The 16,351-nt window shown below is 42.3% G+C and carries 17 protein-coding genes; 12 read left to right on the forward strand and 5 right to left on the reverse strand.

Translation table 11 applies throughout. The annotated features are described in order from the left end of the window. The first annotated feature begins 235 nt into the window (after positions 1-235). Together ACXQIQ_RS15955 and ACXQIQ_RS15960 are read left to right on the forward strand one after the other, a co-directional pair. A complete protein-coding gene (locus tag ACXQIQ_RS15955; RefSeq protein ID WP_439301382.1) occupies positions 236-853 on the forward strand; it encodes a DedA family protein in 618 nt (205 codons plus the stop codon). A gap of 229 nt (positions 854-1,082) precedes the next feature. Next, complete coding sequence (locus ACXQIQ_RS15960; protein ID WP_458025655.1) at positions 1,083-1,235, forward strand: hypothetical protein; 153 nt, start codon at positions 1,083-1,085, stop codon at positions 1,233-1,235. 50 nt (positions 1,236-1,285) lie between these two features. Here ACXQIQ_RS15960 and ACXQIQ_RS15965 read toward each other — a convergent pair whose 3' ends face one another. Continuing rightward, positions 1,286-2,356, reverse strand: a complete 1,071-nt coding sequence (locus ACXQIQ_RS15965) for an undecaprenyldiphospho-muramoylpentapeptide beta-N-acetylglucosaminyltransferase (RefSeq protein WP_439301380.1) — start codon at positions 2,354-2,356, stop codon at positions 1,286-1,288. Between the two features lie 293 nt (positions 2,357-2,649). Here ACXQIQ_RS15965 and ACXQIQ_RS15970 point away from each other — a divergent pair, with 293 nt between their 5' ends. From ACXQIQ_RS15970 to ACXQIQ_RS16000, 7 genes are all read left to right on the forward strand, one after another. After that, complete coding sequence (locus ACXQIQ_RS15970; protein WP_439301379.1) at positions 2,650-4,122, forward strand: ATP-binding protein; 1,473 nt, start codon at positions 2,650-2,652, stop codon at positions 4,120-4,122. 367 nt (positions 4,123-4,489) lie between these two features. Further along, positions 4,490-5,998 carry a spore germination protein gene (locus ACXQIQ_RS15975; RefSeq protein WP_439301378.1) on the forward strand — a complete coding sequence of 503 codons (1,509 nt, stop codon included), beginning with the start codon at positions 4,490-4,492 and terminating at the stop codon, positions 5,996-5,998. Next, on the forward strand, positions 5,991-7,094 hold the full coding sequence (locus ACXQIQ_RS15980; RefSeq protein WP_439301377.1) for a GerAB/ArcD/ProY family transporter: 1,104 nt from the start codon (positions 5,991-5,993) through the stop codon (positions 7,092-7,094). Before ACXQIQ_RS15975 ends, ACXQIQ_RS15980 begins: the two co-directional genes overlap by 8 nt. Before the next feature lie 31 nt (positions 7,095-7,125). Continuing rightward, positions 7,126-8,187, forward strand: coding sequence for a Ger(x)C family spore germination protein (locus ACXQIQ_RS15985; RefSeq protein WP_439302003.1), 1,062 nt, complete (start codon positions 7,126-7,128; stop codon positions 8,185-8,187). A 147-nt stretch (positions 8,188-8,334) separates the two neighbouring features. Continuing rightward, positions 8,335-9,024 (forward strand): PspA/IM30 family protein, encoded by a 690-nt coding sequence (locus ACXQIQ_RS15990; RefSeq protein WP_439301376.1) that lies wholly within the window; start codon positions 8,335-8,337, stop codon positions 9,022-9,024. A gap of 8 nt (positions 9,025-9,032) precedes the next feature. Further along, on the forward strand, positions 9,033-9,575 hold the full coding sequence (locus ACXQIQ_RS15995; protein WP_439301375.1) for an NfeD family protein: 543 nt from the start codon (positions 9,033-9,035) through the stop codon (positions 9,573-9,575). Positions 9,576-9,605: 30 nt separating this feature from the next. Next, positions 9,606-11,162 (forward strand): flotillin family protein, encoded by a 1,557-nt coding sequence (locus tag ACXQIQ_RS16000; protein ID WP_439301374.1) that lies wholly within the window; start codon positions 9,606-9,608, stop codon positions 11,160-11,162. A 39-nt stretch (positions 11,163-11,201) separates the two neighbouring features. On the opposite strand, the gene ACXQIQ_RS16005 is transcribed toward ACXQIQ_RS16000, so the two are convergent. Further along, positions 11,202-11,657: a DUF3052 domain-containing protein gene (locus ACXQIQ_RS16005; RefSeq protein ID WP_439301373.1), complete on the reverse strand. Its 456-nt coding sequence runs from the start codon at positions 11,655-11,657 to the stop codon at positions 11,202-11,204. A 148-nt stretch (positions 11,658-11,805) separates the two neighbouring features. On the opposite strand from ACXQIQ_RS16005, the gene ACXQIQ_RS16010 reads away from it, so the two are divergent. Continuing rightward, a complete protein-coding gene (locus ACXQIQ_RS16010; protein WP_439301372.1) occupies positions 11,806-13,176 on the forward strand; it encodes an aldehyde dehydrogenase in 1,371 nt (456 codons plus the stop codon). 265 nt (positions 13,177-13,441) lie between these two features. Here the strand turns inward: ACXQIQ_RS16010 and ACXQIQ_RS16015 are convergent, their stop codons facing one another. Beyond that, complete coding sequence (locus tag ACXQIQ_RS16015) at positions 13,442-13,789, reverse strand: SgrR family transcriptional regulator (RefSeq protein ID WP_439301371.1); 348 nt, start codon at positions 13,787-13,789, stop codon at positions 13,442-13,444. Positions 13,790-13,904: 115 nt separating this feature from the next. Between ACXQIQ_RS16015 and opp3b the strand changes: the two genes are divergently transcribed. Beyond that, positions 13,905-14,834, forward strand: a complete 930-nt coding sequence (gene opp3b / locus ACXQIQ_RS16020; protein ID WP_439301370.1) for an oligopeptide ABC transporter permease — start codon at positions 13,905-13,907, stop codon at positions 14,832-14,834. 52 nt (positions 14,835-14,886) lie between these two features. On the opposite strand, the gene ACXQIQ_RS16025 is transcribed toward opp3b, so the two are convergent. Next, complete coding sequence (locus ACXQIQ_RS16025) at positions 14,887-15,054, reverse strand: hypothetical protein (protein WP_439301369.1); 168 nt, start codon at positions 15,052-15,054, stop codon at positions 14,887-14,889. A 152-nt stretch (positions 15,055-15,206) separates the two neighbouring features. Between ACXQIQ_RS16025 and ACXQIQ_RS16030 the strand changes: the two genes are divergently transcribed. Next, complete coding sequence (locus ACXQIQ_RS16030; protein ID WP_458025656.1) at positions 15,207-16,061, forward strand: hypothetical protein; 855 nt, start codon at positions 15,207-15,209, stop codon at positions 16,059-16,061. A gap of 6 nt (positions 16,062-16,067) precedes the next feature. On the opposite strand, the gene ACXQIQ_RS16035 is transcribed toward ACXQIQ_RS16030, so the two are convergent. Beyond that, a complete protein-coding gene (locus tag ACXQIQ_RS16035) occupies positions 16,068-16,349 on the reverse strand; it encodes a hypothetical protein (protein WP_439301367.1) in 282 nt (93 codons plus the stop codon). Positions 16,350-16,351 lie beyond the last annotated feature (2 nt).

A 16,351-nucleotide genomic window follows, 5' to 3' on the forward strand; every position in this document is an offset into this window, starting at 1 on the left:
GTACCTATGACTGTACCAGGCACCGGTTGAAAAGTGTTGATACAGAAGGATTCTAAAACGGTGCCAGGTACAAGATCAATTTTTAGTAATAAACTCCATATTACCGTCGAAAACTTGTTGTATGAAGTTCGACTCGATGAGACGCTTAACATAAGGGTTCCGTAAACAGGGACTTCGTTTCACCACGAACAAATAAGGGGACATTAAAGATAGATAAAACCTAAAGGAGATCGTAATGGAGAGCTGGTATACGGAGTTTATTGAACAATACGGCTATTGGGGCATTTTCCTCGTCATGGCATTAGAAAATCTTTTCCCGCCTATTCCATCAGAAGTCGTCCTTCCTTTCAGCGGTTTCATCACAACGAAAACGGATCTGAATGTGTACGGTGTGATTGCGGCTTCTACGGGCGGAGCACTTTTTGGTGCAGTCGTCCTATACGGAGTCGGGTTACTGTTGGATGTAGAAAATCTCGAAAAAATCGTCGACCGTTGGGGGCATATTCTCAGAATCAAGAAAAAAGACATCTACCGAGCGGATGACTGGTTTGATCGATATGGAAAATGGACCGTTTTCTTCGGTAGAATGATGCCATTTCTTCGAAGTGTCATATCGATCCCAGCGGGCATGGCCAATATGGGCTTTGTACTGTTCATCGTGTTTACAACACTGGGGACATTGATTTGGAACATCTTACTCATCAGTATAGGAGCTGCACTCGGGGAAAATTGGAAAGAACTCATTCAATATGTAAAGCTTTACTCCAACATCATTTACATCGCACTCGCTGTTGCAGCGATCCTCTTCATTATTTGGTATATTCTACATCGGAAAAAGAAGAAGGCGTCTTAACCCTGATATGATTCCCACATAGTAGACAGATAAAAGAAAGCACATTAATTTGTCTATTATGCAGGGGATTTTTCTATGGGAAAAGTTTAAGAAAAAAGCTGTTGATTTATATTTTCAAAAAGGCATGGGTTACAAAACAATAGCTAAAGAGTTGGGAGATGGGAGATAAAACCCGATCCATCCATATACGCGTTCTTTACTGGCTTCTATCCCGAGAACAGATCCGAACTTGCGACATATGAAACAAGAATCCATTGAAGTCCCCCCTCAATCCCCTCATCCACCTCAATTGATTGATGTGGGGAATGGGCATTATGTGGCTGCGAATGTCATTGAAATCAAGAACTTTGAAGTGAGTGAACGAATCCGAATGGAAGTCTGATAGAGATGTAAGAAAGCTACCGTCATTGACGGTAGCTTTCTTTGTGCAGGTTATTTTCGACTGTATTCATCAAGTAGTTCGTACAGCTTTTCCAACGGATTGCTTTGCTCGCTTCGTTGCATGTTTTTCCGGTAATCCGAACGGTTATCGTATGTTTTGTCGATCAGCGATCCAAGTGCTTCTTCTGAAAGATCTTCCTCTTGAATGACTTCTGCAAATCCTTGTTTTTCAAACGATTCGGCATTCTGGATTTGATCCCCGCGGCTTTGACTGAGTGGAAGTGGGATCAAAATCATCGGAAGTTCCAAATCGAGAAATTCATAGATGGAGTTGGAACCTGCTCTTGTAACGACGAGGTCCGTCATTGCAAGGATATCCGGCAGTTCATCTTTCACATATTCAAACTGTTTGTATCCGTGGACATTGATGGATTCATCCACTTTTCCTTTTCCGCAAAGATGGACGATTTGATACTTCTTCGTCAAGGTAGGTACCAGACTTCGAATCGTCTCGTTAACTCGTTTCGCGCCCTGGCTTCCACCCATTACGAGGATGACCGGTTTTGATTCGGTAAAATCACATAAATGAAGGCCTTTTCGTTTCGATCCCTCGCGTAATTCTTCACGAACGATGGATCCTAATAAGATCCCTTTATCTTCCGGCAAGTGTTCCAATGTTTCAGGAAACGTCACGCATACTTTGGATGCGAACGGCATGGAAATTTTGTTTGCCAGACCTGGACTCATGTCTGATTCGTGAGAGATGACCGGAGTCCCATTCAATCGAGAAGCGAGGATGACCGGTACCGATACGAACCCGCCTTTGGAAAAGACGATATTCGGCTTCACTTTACGAAGGATCCGATATGCCTGGCCAACGCCTTTAATGACTCTGAACGGATCTTTGAAGTTGTTCAAGTCGAAGTATCGGCGCAGCTTACCCGTGGAAATCGGATAATACTTTACATCCGATAGCGGCTCAATCAATTCTTTTTCTATCCCATTATGAGAACCAATATAATGGATCTCCCAATTGTTCCGTTTCAAGTGTGGGATCAAAGCCAGGTTCACAGCGACGTGCCCTGTCGATCCTCCACCTGTTAGTAAAATACGCTTCATCAACATCAATCCTTTTATTAGTAAACAATACCTACGGTGCCAGGCACCGAAATTTGTTCTTACTCTCCCAATAGGTCTTCGGAAGTACCAGGCACCGCTATGGGTGCCTGACCCCTATTATATAATGAAAGTTTGTGTGTTTTCACCTTCTTTGTGGAGTTTTTTAAGTCTATGTATAATTCTTTTCGGTAGGAGGAAAGCGGCCTAACGGTAAAGAATTATATGTATAAAAGCTTTTTTGCCTATTGCCAATAAAATTGTTTGTAGTCAGATTGTCCAAAAGGGGTGTGACGTCAATGGAGCTTATTGAAAACAGAGTGCTGGAATTGGAATCGAAGGTACAACAATTAGAGGCTGAAAACCAGACTATGAAAGAAAAACTCACTCACTTTCAAGAAATGTTCAATAATATCTATTGTTTATTGTTCAAGTTTATCAAACGTCCCGATGGTAAATTCGAATATACCTTCTTAAGTGGAAAAACAGCTCAGAACAACGGGTTGACTCCGAATCTTATCGTTGGTAAAACACCGGAGGTTTTATTTGATTCTTCTACAGTTTCCATGGTTGCCGACTTCTATGAACGGGCTTATGAAGGAAAGCGGGTACACTTCGATCTCAATTATCGCAATTTTACATATGAGGTAACGCTCATTCCTCTCAAAGTCAACGGATTGACTGTGGAGGTGATGGGTACAGCAATCGATGTGACTGAAAAGAAGCAGATCCAAGGAAAAATGGAGACCAACCATAATAAGTTCACAGCCCTTTTTGAAGAAGCGCTTGATGCTATTGTCTTGTTCGATGATACAGGCATACCAATAGAAGCGAATCCAGCTGCCAGTAGGTTGCTCGGTTTTACCACAGAAGAAATCAAGAGAGCGGAACATTTCGCATTACTAGACCCAAAAATCCGAAACCGGATGCCAGAAACGTTAGAACGATTGAAAGAGGCAGGAACCTTATCCGGAGAGTCGACAGTGACCAATAAAGATCGTACCATCCGTCACGTCGAACACGTGACAAAAGCCAATATTCTTCCAGGTGTCCACTTGACGATCTTAAGAGATATCACCCAAAGGAAAAAACTCGAAGAATCAATACGCAAATCAGAAACACTGAATGTGGTTGGTGAACTCGCAGCAGGAATCGGGCACGAGATCCGAAATCCGATGACCTCCATTAAAGGTTTCATTCAACTGATTAAAGAAGATCCTTCGAACATTGAATACTACAACGTGATCCTCAATGAATTTCAGATCATAGAAACGGTCATATCCGAGTTGATGGTGCTATCCAAACCCCAGGCAAATCGAATGACAGAGGAAAACCTTCAGGAAATCGCTCTTAACACATTGGTCTTACTCGATGTCCAGGCAAGACCCAAGAACATCCAACTCCATCTGGAAGTAGAAGAGGATCTCCCTACTATCATATGTGAAAAAAATCAGATGAAACAAGTATTCATCCATTTTATCAAAAATGGGATTGAAGCGATGGAAAGCGGCCAGAATCTTTGGGTTCGTATACGGAGAGGTGCAGGTTCAAACGTACTGATCGAGATCGAAGACGAAGGATGCGGAATCCCCAAGGAGCGACTAGACAAATTGGGAGAGCCTTTTTACACGACAAAAGAAAAAGGAACAGGTTTAGGAATGATGATGAGTTATAAAATCATTCAGAATCATAAAGGAACGATAAAAGTTGAAAGTCAAGAAGGAGTCGGTACGATCTTCACGATTACACTCCCAATCACAATACAGCCATAATGGCCTACAGCACTTGATTACGAGAGTGCTTTTTTCTTTGCACGAATTTCACTTATTCGGGTTGCGCTTTTCTTCTTGCCCCACTCGACTTTTTTCATCCACGATAAAAACGACGAAGGGGAGGAGAATGATCCAGATTAAGAATATTGATAAAGATACCAACGCAAAAAAATCAAACAAGAAATAGACCAAAACAAAAAATACGACTAGTAATACATAAGGGCTTAACATCAGCCAAATCATTCATCCTCACCCTCTTCCTACCTCTATCCTCTCCAAGTGAATATTCCTATAAACCAAACGTATACAACTGTCATCTAAAGTTAAAAATGGAAGGTATAAGCTGATATCCATGAGAGGGATTTCTATGAGGTCAAAGTGGATCAAAAAATATAAACGTCTGAAAAATAAAGAAAAAGAGGAAGAGCAGTCGTCGATTACAGAAGCACTTTCAACATTTAAACACTCAAAAGACTTCATCCAATTCCAACATACTGGTCACACAGTATGTTTTATTTCGTATATCAAAACGGTCATCGAACCAAAGGTCCTGTCAGAGACGATCTTGGAAAATCTGAAAGAAAAGCAAATGGATACACTCGAAGAAATGATGGAGCAAATAGCTGTCCAGGATCAGATTCTTACACATGATCTGGATCTGATTCAGCAGTCCATTCTACAAGGTCATATCATGATTCAATTGAAAGAAGAGGATGAAAGAGTCTTACTCATACCTGCCGTGTCAACGGAGACCAGGAAGGTAAGTATTCCAGAAGTGGAGTTCAGTGTCGTAGGTCCGAAAGAGGCATTCGTAGAGTCAATCGATACGAACATCAACTTAGTTCGAAAAAGAATCACTCTACCTGAATTGACCGTTGAAGAAACGACAATCGGGAAAGTGACGAAAACAAGAATTTGTACGCTTTACATAGATGGGATTGCAGACCAGGAGAACGTCAATACCGTCCTGCAGCGACTGGATGGTATAGAATTTGATGAAATCAATGACAGTTCTTATATCGCCCAAATGCTCTCGGACAATTCGAATTCACCTTTCCCACAGTTCGTGGATACCGAAAGGCCGGACCGGGTGGCAGGCGCGTTAGCAGAAGGGAAAATCGTCATTTTGGTTGATGGCTCTCCTCATGCTTTGACGTGTCCAACCACACTAGTTGAATTCTTTTCCGCATCGGATGACTACTTTTTGAACTGGCATCTAGCCTCTACTTTACGGTTGTTACGATTATTTGCAGTTGCTTTTTCGGTTATTTCTACTCCGTTGTATGTAGCGATTTTAACGTACCATCATGAAATGATTCCAGAAGATTTGATGGCGACGATTATCACTTCCAGAGCTGATATTCCTTTTCCTCCCATACTGGAGGTCATCATATTAGAACTTGCTATTGAATTGCTCCGTGAAGCTGGGGCGCGATTACCCACAAAGGTCGGTCAAACGATCGGTATCGTGGGTGGTATCGTAATTGGGACAGCAGCTGTCGAGGCAGGCTTGACAAGTAACGTTTTACTTATCATTGTTGCCCTGGCAGCTTTGGCATCTTTCACAACACCCGTCTATCAAATTGCCAATTCAATCCGATTGATCCGATTCCCATTTTTGATCGGGGCTCAGTGGTGGGGGTTGATCGGAGTTGGGTTAGTCATGGCTTTATTCTTAGGGCATTTGATCCGTCTTCAATCCCTAGGCAGACCATTCTTATCGCCGATTTATCCAATGCGCATCAGTGACTTGAAGGACGCTTTCATCCGTCTTCCATATAATAAGCAGACTGTCCGTCCATTCCTATCCAGACCTCAGGATGCTGCCCGATTCAGTAAGCATCGGGCGAATGAAAAGAGGGATATCGATGAATAAGATCAATCTTCCACAATCGGTACCTGAGAATGTAATGGTACAGCCTCAGATGGCTTTCTTTCTCGTGCATGCAATGATCATCGGTATTGGCGTTCTAGGTTTTGAGCGCTATATCGTATTGGATGCCGGATTTGATTCATGGATTTCGATTATTATCGGAGCCGTTTGGGTCCATTTTCTCATCTGGATCATCTATCAGCTTTTAAAAGACGGACAAGGTGATATCGTCACCATCCACCATTCATTATTTGGAAAAGTATTTGGCAGCCTGTTAAATGTGATTTTCAGTCTATACTTTCTCATTTTATGTATTACGGTCTTAAGAACGTTCACAGAGTTGATTCAATTGTGGATTTTTCCACAGTTGAACGTATGGATCTTTTCAACCATATTTATTGGGGTTGCCTACTATTTCGTAGCTGGAGGATTCCGGACGGTTACCGGTATTTGTTTCTTTAGTGTCATCCTAGGTTTGCCTTTGCTTCTATTAAAGTTTTATCCGCTGCAATATTCACACGTACAAAATGTCTTCCCTGTCATTGATCATAGTTTCATGGAATTGTTGAAGGCAGCCCAGACGATGTCATTAAGCTACATTGGTTTTGAGTTAATCCTGATTTACTACCCTTTTTTCAAAAGACCCCTAGAATCTCATAAGTGGGCGCAATTTGGATTTTTGTTTGCTGTATTTATCTATTTGGGTACCGCTCTAACTTCTTTCGTTTACTATAGCGAAAATCAAATTACTCATGTTATTTGGGCTACGATTTCGTTATGGAAAATCATTGAGCTACCCTTTCTTGCTCGATTCGAATATATAGGGATTGCTATCTATGTGTTTGTTGTGCTCCCAAACATATGTCTTAGTCTATGGGCGGCGAGTAGAACCTTGAAGAGAACCTTTCGATTCAAGCAGACCTATGTGATTTGGGCGTACATGATCGTTGTTGTAGCCGCGTGTGGCGTATTTCGGGACCGACCGGAAATTGATATGTTGAATTCAATATTAGGCCAATCCGGTTTTTATCTGACATCCGTTTATCTTCCATTCTTGTATCTCTTACAAAAAATTGTGTTGAAAGTGAGGGGGAAATGAATTGAGACAGCGCTTCGGCTTTTTGATCTTGATGATTTCTTGTCTTCTCCCTCTGTCAGGGTGTTTACCCCGAGAGAGTATTGAGGATATTTCGTTAGTGCAGATCGTTGGATATGATTACGAAGATGGAGATTTAATCCGTGGTACAATTGTAGTTCCTCATTTTTCCAAAGTGGAAGAAGGAACCGGTGTGACTGAAGAAACCTTGACGACAACAGCACATTCCACCAAACAAATCCATACGAAGCTACAAGCAAAAGCCTCCAAACCGATTTCCGTCGGGACGCTGAAAGTAGCTCTCTACAGTGAGGAATTGGCGAAAAAAGGAGTAGGGACCATTATCGACAGTATGGCAAGGGATCCCCGAATCGGACGGAATATTTTCTTAGCCATCACACAAGGTGAGACGGAGGAAATCCTCAATGCAGGTAAATCGAAGAAAGAAACGACGGGAAAATTCATTTCAGGATTAATTGAACAAAATTCAGCCACGAATTATCCGAGAACGAACTTGCATGAATTTCTGTATACCCATTTTGGGGTAGGGAGAGATGGTTTTCTTCCTTATATTAAATTGAATGATCGAGATGAAATTGAGCTAGATGGCATTGCGTTCTTCGACGATGGGAAATTCGTATACAAGGTTCCCTATGATAAAAGTTATACCTTTACGTTGATGAAGGAAAATTTCAAGGAAGCCACCCAAGAAGTAAAGTTTAAGAATAATTACATTGTGGTGGAAAGTATAGGATCCAAGGTTCGTTATGTTCTAGAAGGAGATAAAAACAATCCGGAATTCACAATCCAGATCAAGATGACCGGTATCATAAATGATGCTCCTACATTATCTCTAGAAATGACCCCTGATAAATTAAGGCAAATGGAAAAAACGATCAAAAAATTCAACGAAACAGAAGCATTGAAAATGATCAAAGATTTCCAAGAGCACAATATCGACCCACTTGGGCTAGGAAGTATTTTACGTAATCGAACGACAGGTTTTGATATTAAAAAATGGGACGATATGTATCCTGATATACCAATCAAAGTGGAAGTAGATATGCAAATCCTTGAAGTAGGAACGACAGCATAACAGGAAGGTCGACAATAACGTCGACCTTCTTTTTTATGATAATATTTTGAAAATAATTGAAACTTTTTACATTTATAGCCGTAATAAATAATGAATATAAGTTCAGTATTTCATTACATGATGAGTAAAAAAATGGAGGGGATTCATGTGTTCGAGCTTTTTAAAAGAGTCAAAACGGTTGTCCATTCTGAGTTGAATAACTTGATTGATAAGGCTGAGGACCCGATTAAGATGGTCGATCAATATTTGCGTGAGATGGGTTCTGACATCCAGGAAGCCGAAAAGGCGACTGCCAAAATCATGGCCGAAGAAAAGCTTTTGAAGCTGAAGTGGGAAGAAGCAGAAGGTATGATCAAAAAGCGTGAAGAGCAAGCGGTACAAGCGCTGCAAGAAGGGAACGAAGACCTTGCGAAACGAGCTCTTGAAGATAAGCTCCGTATGCAGCAAGAAGCAGAACAGTTACAACATCTCTATGTAGAAGCATCCAAAACCGCTGCAGATCTAAAAGCGAAGTTAGCTGAAATGAAATCGGAATACCGAGACATGGAAATGAAGAAAGCTTCGTTAAAATCCCGAGCCCAATCGGCAAAGGCAAGAACAAACATCAATCGCTCCATGTCGATGCACAACAGTGAAGGCTCGAAACAGGGCTTTAAACGTATGGAAGAGAAAGTCCTACGATTTGAAGCCGAAGCAGAAACAAGTGAAGATCTGAATACCGCAAGTCGAACACTTGACGATGAACTCAAACAAATGACTCAAAAAACAAAGCTCGATGAAGAGTTGGACCTCCTCAAGGAGAAACTCGCGAAACAAACTAACGTCACGAACGAGTAGGGGATCGTATGGAACTGTTCGGGTATACCATGGAAACGCTTTACCTCTATGGTCTCATCATCGGTGGAATTCTGACATTCGTATACATCTTAATGAGCGATCTTTTAGAAGGGATGTTCGAGGTGCTGTCGGATACGTTCTTCAATCCGACCCTCGTCCTCTCCTTCGTCACTATTTTGAGTGGAACGGGATTCGTTTTAGAAAAAGTGACAGGTCTCCACAGTTTATTGATTTTAGCAGGATCGGTCGTGTCAGCATTACTTCTTGTCACTCTTTTGAACGTTTTTGTCCTTGTTCCGCTTTCCTCAGCGGAAGAGTCCAATACGTATGCATTGGAAGATTTACAAGGACGGATAGGTAAGGTCATCATCTCAATTCCTCCTGACGGATTTGGAGAAGTGCTTATATCCGGAACAAGCGGCAACATTGCCAAATCCGCTAAAAGCTTGGAGAACGTCCCGATTGCGGAAGGTACTGAAATTCTGGTCATTGATATTGAAAGCGGGGTACTACACGTAACCCCTTATGAACGAGCTTCTTTTAACGTGTAAAATAAAAATTTCATATATTAGGAGGTTCTTATGAATTTGATTTTCATTGTTGGTGGGATTGTCGGTCTTTTCATTCTTGCACTCATTGGTGTTTTTGTATCCAAATACCGGACGGCAGGTCCTGATGAAGCCCTGATCGTAACTGGTAGCTATTTAGGTTCCAAAAATGTAAATATTGATGAATCAGGAAATCGGATCAAAATCGTCCGAGGTGGAGGAACGTTCGTGTTGCCTGTTTTCCAACAGGCAGAGTCGTTAAGCCTTTTATCAAGTAAAATTGATGTCCAAACGCCGGAGGTCTACACTGAACAAGGTGTTCCAGTAATGGCGGACGGAACGGCAATCATCAAAATCGGTGGTTCGATCGGTGAAATTGCAACGGCAGCGGAACAGTTTTTAGGTAAAACGAAAGAAGACCGTGAAAATGAAGCGCGGGAAGTACTAGAAGGACATCTCCGTTCCATTCTTGGTTCCATGACCGTTGAAGAAATCTATAAGAACCGTGAAAAGTTTTCCCAAGAAGTACAACGTGTAGCGACACAAGATCTGGCGAAAATGGGACTATACATCGTTTCATTCACCATCAAAGATGTCCGTGACAAAAATGGTTACTTGGAATCCCTAGGTAAGCCTCGTATTGCTCAAGTGAAAAGGGATGCGGACATCGCAACAGCTGAAGCAGAGAAGGAAACTCGAATCAAGCGGGCGGAAGCGGATAAAGACGCGAAGAAATCTGAGCTCGAACGTGCGACTGAAGTGGCTGAAGCAGAAAAATACAACCAGATGAAAATCGCAGAATACCGCCAGGAGCAAGATCAGGCAAGAGCGCGTGCTGACCAGTCATATCATCTAGAAGAAGCACGTGCGATGCAAGAGGTTACAGAACAACAAATGCAAATCAAGATCATTGAACGTCAAAAGCAGATCGAGCTAGAGGAAAAAGAAATCGCACGTCGTGAGAAGCAATACGATTCTGAAGTCAAGAAAAAGGCGGATGCGGATCGATATGCGGTGGAACAATCAGCGGAAGCAGATAAGCGCCGTGAAATTGCAGCAGCTGATGCAAACCAATACCGCATCGAATCGATGGCACGTGCAGAAGCTGAAAAAGTCCGTATCGATGGTATTGCGAAAGCGGATGCGGAACGTGCTCAAGGAGAAACTGCAGCTGATGTCATCCGGCTGAAAGGTCTTGCAGAAGCGGAAGCGAAGCAGAAGATTGCAGAAGCATTTGAACAGTATGGTCAAGCGGCGATCCTCGACATGATCGTGAATATGCTTCCGTCTTATGCGAAGGAAGTAGCGAGCCCGCTTTCGAATATCGATAAGATCACAGTCGTAGATACAGGAAGTGGTGCAGGTGGCGGTGCTAACAAAGTAACGGGTTACGCTACGAACTTGATGTCGACCCTTCAAGAATCGTTGAAAGCATCCTCTGGGTTAGACGTGAAAGAGTTGATTGAAAACTTCTCTGGAAAAGGGAATGTCCGTTCAAGCGTCGACGACCTGACGAGAGAAATTACGAGAACGAGGGAAGGTATCCCGACGAACGAGGAAGAAAAGGAATTCGCCAAAACTGAAAAGTAAGGTTCAACAAGAAAGGGGCTGGCTGCGATGCCAGTCCCTTTAAATTTCTCGTTCTTTCCCTTTGACACTCATCGCTCTCTTTTTTTCACGTGTCAACGTTTTGATGTAATCGATATGCCGGAATCGAATTGCGGACCAATCCTCATTAACCGCAACTTGTCTGACACCCTCAAAGCCAGCGTCTCCTAACGGTTGCCACCCCGTATCCCGAGTAAGGTCCGACTTATATTTTTTGGACGTTTTTTTCGGATATGCGAACCATACGACTGCTTCTTCTTCTAGTTGAGGAAGCAACTCTTTCACAAATGGTTCCACATCTTCTTTTTCATAGGAAAAGACTAAAACGAAGTTGATCTTTTCTCCAGCCTTTAAATCTTCCATAATTGTCACTTCATCGGCGATTTCCGTCATGGTCGGTTCAAATTCATCTGGTGCTTTGATCACCCAAATTTCAGGTTGTCCTTTATAGTTCATCTTTTTCAATAAAGGATGCATGAGAACCCTCCTCTAATATGTACTAAGCTTATCTTATCAAAAAGTGTAAAAAAATACCCTGTTCATCCGTATCAATTGACGAGGAGATGGAAGTGGGGTACATTATGTTTAAGAGTTTGAACCAATTAACACAAGGAGATCGATAACCTTGCAAAATATAGAGCAAATCCTACATTTACAAAAAGAATATTTCTTCACTGGTGAAACGAAATCTGAGACGTTCCGGCTTAATCAACTGGAAAAGCTGAAAGCTGCCATTCAGCGATATGAACGTGAAATTATAGAGGCGTTAAAAACAGATCTGAACAAATCCGAATTCGAATCCTATTCCACCGAAATCGGCATGCTTTACAAGGAAATCGGGTTTACGATGAAAAAATTGAAGAATTGGATGAAACCTGAAAAGGTGAAAACACCGTTGACGCACTTCGGGACAAAGAGCTACATCCATCCTGAACCATATGGTGTCGCATTGATCATCGCTCCATGGAATTATCCATTTTCCCTTCAGATATCACCTCTGATTGGGGCAATTGCAGCAGGAAACTGTGCGGTCATCAAGCCTTCGGAACTGACGCCTACTGTGTCCAACATCATTTCTAAGGTTATTACAGATATCTATGACGAAAAGTATGTGGCAGTCGTAGAGGGTGGAGTTGAAGTCAGTCAAACATTATTGGATCAAGACTTCGATAAAATCTTTTTCACAGGTAGCGTCAACGTTGGAAAGATCGTGATGGAAGCTGCATCAAAAAGATTGATCCCTGTCACACTAGAACTCGGTGGGAAAAGCCCTGCAATCGTAGATGAAACGGCCGATTTGAAATTGGCTGCAAAAAGAATCGTTTGGGGCAAGTTCACGAACTCCGGACAAACGTGTATCGCACCGGACTATCTTTATGTCCAGCGGAGTGTCAAATCTGAATTGATCAAATACATGCTTGAGTACATTCGAGAGTTATATGGTGACAATCCACTTGAAAATGAAGAAATGACGCATATCGTCAACACAAATCACTTTCAACGTTTGAATCGTTACTTAGAAAAGGGAAAAATCATTACCGGTGGAAAAGTCGATGCAGAGACACTTGCTATTGAGCCGACCTTAATAGAAGAGATCACCTGGGACGATCCTGTCATGCAGGATGAAATCTTCGGTCCGATATTGCCGGTATTAGAATTTGATCAAATTAAAGAAGTGGTCGAGAATGTACGCATTCATCCGAAGCCGCTTGCCCTTTACTTATTTACTGAGAAGGACGAGAATCAACGTTATATTGTCGATTCTTTATCTTTTGGTGGAGGATGTATCAATGATACGTTGATTCATGTCGCTTCTCCTTACTTGCCATTCGGTGGAGTAGGGCAGAGCGGTACAGGTAGTTATCATGGGAAAGCGAGCTTTGACGCGTTTTCTCATGAAAAGAGTATCATCAAGCAGACGAACCGGTTTGACATCGTGTTCCGCTATCCTTCATACAAGCATGGTCTCAAGATTATGAAGAAGCTGTTGAAGTAGTATTTGATTTCTTCGAAATTCACTCGCTTTCCGCGGGCGAACCGCGAGCCTCCTCACTCCCACAGGACGTGGTGGTGCTTAGTCAAAGATCCTTATCCATACTCCATATGGTCGTTGCGGGGTCTCGCCTGGCTCGCTGTTCCCGCAGGAGTCTCGTGAATTCTCTTGAAATCAACATTTATTCCAGCTAATATCAATTTGAATATAAAAAGAGGTTGTCCTAAAGGAGTCCACGCTGACTCTTTTAGGGCAACCTCTTTTCGTATTATAAAGAAGGATCCGATAACCAATCGACAAAGTTCTCTTTCACCTCAGGAGCATGATTATGTATCACAGAGAAAGCTTCATGGATTTTTCTTCTCCGTACATGGTCTTTCGCCATGCCAAAGACGACATCATGCTTACTATAAAGCAGACGTATCCTTGAAACGTTCCCACGGCCTTTGCCAGGAGTCCAATCGATAAAATTCTCCTTATTCAATTCTTGTATGATCTTTTTCGCATACCGAGTCGTAATTTCCCACTCTTCAGCCAGCCGTTTCAACGGCACTTCAACCAATTCTTCAGTTGAGAAAAGATCGCACAATTGCAGGTAGTAAGTTCCGTACTTCATCTTTCTCCCCGATAAAAGGGGAACAACTCCTTTCAAAAGTTTCACTTTTTTCCATATGCTTCTTTTATTATACTGTAAAATATCGAAAAAGTCAGACAAAAAAAGGGGATGTCAGATGAAAAGTTACATTTTGAAAAGGGTTATGTACTTATTGATTACAATGTTCGTCATAGCCTCTGCAACTTTTTTCTTAATGAAATTGATGCCAGGTTCGCCTTTGGCATTATCAGAGAAGCTTACTGCTGAACAGGAAGCGATGATCTTAGAGAAATATAATTTAGATGAACCGGTTCCTGTACAGTATGTCACTTACTTGGTGAATCTCGTTCAGGGGGATCTCGGGAGTTCATTCCAATTTGATGGCCGTAGCGTGACGACGATGATCATGGATCGGATCGGTCCGTCTGCCTACTTAGGGCTTCAATCCATGATTATTGGAAGTTTGGTCGGTATGTTATTAGGAATTATTGCTGCCCTAAAGCACAATTCTATGTTGGATTATACGTCAACAACAATATCAGTTATTGGGGTATCGATTCCGAGTTTCGTGTTTGCCGGGTTACTTCAGTATTATATAGGGGTTAAATTAGAATGGTTGCCAGTCGCTTTCTGGGAAGGTTTCGAATACACAATTCTACCTACCATCGCTTTGGCGATATTCCCAATGGCGGTTGCAGCCCGTTTCATGCGTACAGAGTTATTGGAAGTATTCGGACAAGACTTCATCGTTACTGCGAAAGCGAAGGGTGTCAGCACAGCTAAAGTCATCTTCGTTCATGCTGTCCGAAATGCATTGATTCCTTTGATCACAGTACTTGGACCGATGTTGGTCGGAATCATGACAGGTACACTTGTCATCGAGCGGATCTTTTCTGTTCCTGGCCTGGGTGAACAATTCGTACGTTCCATTATGACAAATGATTATCCGGTCATTATGGGTACGACCTTGTTCTATTCATTTTTATTTGTTGTCATGATTCTCCTAATTGATATAGCTTATGGCTTAATCGATCCACGGATCCGTGTCGGTGGAGGAAAAACGTAAAAAGAAACCAAAAAGAGGGTAGCCGGTTTACTGGCTACCCCTTTTTTTACCCTTACCCTTGTGCTTGACGATCGCTGTAGTCGTCATAGGACTCAAACATGAATTGTTGTTCACGTTCTTCTTCCACACCTGGGTGTACGGTACGTTCTTCAATTTCTCGGATTCGTGGATGTTCAATTTCGACTAAGGTTTTCTTTTGTCGTTTGTTTTCAATCATCATGATCCCACCCTCCTTATACTTATCCTTCCCTGTCTCTTCGGTAAATCCATACTAGAAAAAGACACCAAATCTGTACAAAATATTACCTGTTATAGATTGTTCTCCTTTTGCAACACAATAGTGAAGAAGAATTCATTTAGAACGGAGAACAGATGATGATGCGAACAGCTTTGTGTACCATTACAATCGGTATACTATTATTCAGTTGCATGACTGATGAACTTCATGGAAAAGGGATCAAAGTCGAGCAATTGCCTACAATTTTCGATGATGGTACATACATTCCAGAGCAAATCACTTGGAAGACATGGGAAGACACGAGTGAAATCATACCGAGAGGAAGCTCGTTTGAAGTCGTAGATTATGAAACGGGACTTTACTTCCAAGTCCAAAGGAGAGCGGGTTCACGTCATGCAGATGTGCAGCCTCTTACCAAAGTGGATACGTCGATCATGAAGGCGATTTATGATGGGAAATGGAGCTGGAAAAGACGAGCGATTTTCATTCGTAAAGGTACCCATCTCATTCCTGCGTCCATGCACGGTATGCCTCACGGAGCTGGTGCTCTCGCCAACAATTTTCCAGGGCATTTTTGCATCCACTTACCCAAGAGCACGACCCATCGTTCCAGTAAGGAAGATCCCTCTCATCAATTGATGATTATGAAAGCTTCTGATCGACTGGACGATTACATTGAACATGCATCAAGTGAACAAATGGCGAATGTTTTCATGCTGGCTGTCAATCAAGAAGATGACTCGATCATTCAGAAAACGATCGAGTCATCCGCACACAATGCATTATTGGAAAATTTGTTTTTCATCTTTCCGGATCGACCTTTTTCAAAAGTGGATCACAAGGATTTTCACCTTGCAGAATTTCCTGTCGAAATCACTGTAAGCACCGGTAAAGGACTTGAAAAGCGTAAGGCGATGCTGACTGTTGAACGTACTAGTTTGACCGGTCGATGGTACGTCAATCTGGAGTCTTTATTCCAGGAGGATTAAAACCCATCAACCTGCCAACACGAAGCTTAACGCAATGAAACCGAATGTAAAGAAGATGACCGCAAGAATCGAGCAGGAAAGCGTGAGGGACCACCAGGGGATCGAGCTTAAGATTTTCTCTTCGACACTGAAGAAAATCGATGCCATATGGTCTCTGAACCGCGTTTCTGAGGATTCTTCTCTAAGGTGTTCCTTTTCTTTCTCGATCAGTCGGAATAGGATTCCCGGACTTGCGGCGATGATGGTACCGATCAACCAAAAGCCGACTACAAATACCCAACCAAACATCC

This window comes from Pseudalkalibacillus sp. Hm43, from assembly GCF_054170705.1.

What these genes read in the sequence shown, in the direction of transcription:
- ACXQIQ_RS15955 (WP_439301382.1), top strand. Translation starts at nt 236, where the DNA reads ATGGAGAGCTGGTATACGGAGTTTATTGAACAATACGGCTATTGGGGC.
- ACXQIQ_RS15975 (WP_439301378.1), top strand. Translation starts at nt 4,490, where the DNA reads ATGAGGTCAAAGTGGATCAAAAAATATAAACGTCTGAAAAATAAAGAA.
- ACXQIQ_RS16030 (WP_458025656.1), top strand. Translation starts at nt 15,207, where the DNA reads ATGATGATGCGAACAGCTTTGTGTACCATTACAATCGGTATACTATTA.
- ACXQIQ_RS15995 (WP_439301375.1), top strand. Translation starts at nt 9,033, where the DNA reads ATGGAACTGTTCGGGTATACCATGGAAACGCTTTACCTCTATGGTCTC.
- ACXQIQ_RS16005 (WP_439301373.1), bottom strand. Translation starts at nt 11,657, where the DNA reads ATGCATCCTTTATTGAAAAAGATGAACTATAAAGGACAACCTGAAATT.
- ACXQIQ_RS15970 (WP_439301379.1), top strand. Translation starts at nt 2,650, where the DNA reads ATGGAGCTTATTGAAAACAGAGTGCTGGAATTGGAATCGAAGGTACAA.
- ACXQIQ_RS16000 (WP_439301374.1), top strand. Translation starts at nt 9,606, where the DNA reads ATGAATTTGATTTTCATTGTTGGTGGGATTGTCGGTCTTTTCATTCTT.
- opp3b (WP_439301370.1), top strand. Translation starts at nt 13,905, where the DNA reads ATGAAAAGTTACATTTTGAAAAGGGTTATGTACTTATTGATTACAATG.
- ACXQIQ_RS16025 (WP_439301369.1), bottom strand. Translation starts at nt 15,054, where the DNA reads ATGATGATTGAAAACAAACGACAAAAGAAAACCTTAGTCGAAATTGAA.
- ACXQIQ_RS15980 (WP_439301377.1), top strand. Translation starts at nt 5,991, where the DNA reads ATGAATAAGATCAATCTTCCACAATCGGTACCTGAGAATGTAATGGTA.
- ACXQIQ_RS16015 (WP_439301371.1), bottom strand. Translation starts at nt 13,789, where the DNA reads ATGAAGTACGGAACTTACTACCTGCAATTGTGCGATCTTTTCTCAACT.
- ACXQIQ_RS16035 (WP_439301367.1), bottom strand. Translation starts at nt 16,349, where the DNA reads ATGTTTGGTTGGGTATTTGTAGTCGGCTTTTGGTTGATCGGTACCATC.
- ACXQIQ_RS15985 (WP_439302003.1), top strand. Translation starts at nt 7,126, where the DNA reads ATGATTTCTTGTCTTCTCCCTCTGTCAGGGTGTTTACCCCGAGAGAGT.